The 1,937-nt window shown below is 33.1% G+C and carries 2 protein-coding genes; both read right to left on the bottom strand.

Annotation, left to right across the window (positions count from 1 at the left end):
- Positions 1-178 precede the first annotated feature (178 nt).
- On the bottom strand, positions 179-829 hold the full coding sequence (locus CQZ94_RS30580) for a MarR family transcriptional regulator (protein ID WP_002162441.1): 651 nt from the start codon (positions 827-829) through the stop codon (positions 179-181).
- Positions 830-1,091: 262 nt separating this feature from the next.
- A partial coding sequence (locus CQZ94_RS30575) for a plasmid recombination protein (RefSeq protein ID WP_105588415.1) occupies positions 1,092-1,937 on the bottom strand: 846 nt, incomplete at its 5' end.

Genomic DNA, 1,937 nt, shown 5'->3' with positions numbered 1-1,937 from the left:
ACTTTTAGCTATATATATAAGAGTGAGAAGAGCAAAGTGAAGAAAGTCAGTAATAGCAAGGCTTTATGAGGTATAGGGTGTTGCAAAAAAGCAACACCTGTGTTGCAAAAAAGCAACACCTAAAAAATGGTAAAACACATAAAAAAAAAGATGTCAATGACATCATTTCTTCTCATTCCTAAAATAAATAGACTGGTAATTTATGTTTTTTACCATCTTCAGCAACAAAATTTTTAAGAGACTTCTTAAAAATTCTTTGTGTAGCTTTGTCTACTCCATCTTTTGGAGAACAACACATAATGTTAGGATTTATAAACCATGTACGACTCGTACAAATACGTCCATCTTCTGTTGTCATTCCAGATTCCGCAACCGCCAATACTCCTTTTTCCATTAAAGAATTCATCATCATTGAAACCCTTGAACGATCTCTCTTCAATTCTTTTGCTAAATAACTAGGTGTAGCATTGTCTGAATCAAATTCATTTTCCTCATTTGCTCGTTCTACAAGAATATTCGTTTTAAATTCTACATAAGGCACTAAATCCATTAGAAAAGCCTTTTCAGCATTTGTAAGATAGTTTATTTTTGCTAAGTAATTATAATTATCCGTAATCATTTGCACAAACTTCACCCTATCCGTAGGCTTTTTCTTTTTACCAATGAAATATTCTTCCCCACCAGTCGCCTTACTTAACAACTGCAAAAGCATTATTTTTTCTTCTTCCGAGTAACCACCTGCTTGCAACTGGTCATAAATACTATCAATCTTACTATCTCTTATTTTCGCTTTTTTTTCAGCTTGTCCAAAATCTACAACTTTTGTCATAAAATAATTCTCTCCCTTAGTGGAAGGAATCAACTTTTATATGTTAGAATGTATATAGAATATATAAATGGTTGATTCCAACCTTATTATGAAAAACCGTCTCGCCGTCCAAAGCTAGAGCGGTTTTTCTCGTTTATACGTCTTTCTCTATAATAACATGAAACACCTTGTTAAAGCTTTCCATCTCTTACAAAAACACAACATTCGACCCTCTATTTCTTCTTCAAACTCATGCAATTCAATGCTTTCACCATTATCACTTCTATCTTTCCCTATCAAAATCTTGATGTCTGCTCATTTCTCTCTTATGTTCACGTTCAAATTGATTATCTATTCCTTTACTACCCAATTCCTTTTTAATAAGCCCTCTAAACACCTTAAATTGCTCTTTAAAAACTTTTTTCGTTTGTTGATATAAAACCTTTATGTTTGTCTGTAAATCTCTTATATGAGTCTTTAACGAACCTATTTCAGTATTTAATTTTCTATTTTCTTCCCTCAATACTAGATTTATCTTTTGAGATTCTTTTAAAGAATCATACAAACTATCAACTTGATGATTCAATTCCTTATTTTCTTTTACCAAATCCGTATTCTGCAAACGCTCATAATCTTTTTTTATAGTGACTGCTGCAATTATCAATTCTTCTACTTTTTCGAGTTGCTTTGGCGAAAAAACATAATTGCCTGTTTCTTTCTCAATGATTTCAGGTTTACCAATTAATTTTGGCTTTACCTCCGTCTTGATCTCTTTCCTTTTGGGCTTTAGCGTAATCTTGTTATCGGGCAATCGCTTGCTTATCTCGGTAATTTGATTCTCTATGTTAGAAACTGCCTCGGCATATTCCTTATATTGACGAACTTTCATATACTTATGTGAACCTACATTGGCACGTTCAAAATTCGGAATTTGTTCTTTAGCCAAAGATTCAATATAATCCGTTTCTAATTGTCTCCAATTCGCGATTAACTCCGTCCCTTTTCCTTGTACACCTTGTTGTTGCAAGGCTCTATCCATTCCGACACGCCTCGTTAATCCTCGACTACTTTCGAAATTCGGTACATAGTTAATATGTAAATGCGGATTTGCTTCATCATCATGTAAAAC

It is taken from the genome of Bacillus sp. MYb209, assembly GCF_002975175.1.
Lineage (GTDB): Bacteria > Bacillota > Bacilli > Bacillales > Bacillaceae_G > Bacillus_A.
Note: the sequence above shows the minus strand (reverse complement) of the source record. Positions and strands in the feature narration are given on the sequence as shown.

Bases quoted from the DNA above. Each gene is read 5' to 3' on its own strand.
- CQZ94_RS30580 (WP_002162441.1), bottom strand. From the start codon at position 829: ATGACAAAAGTTGTAGATTTTGGACAAGCTGAAAAAAAAGCGAAAATA.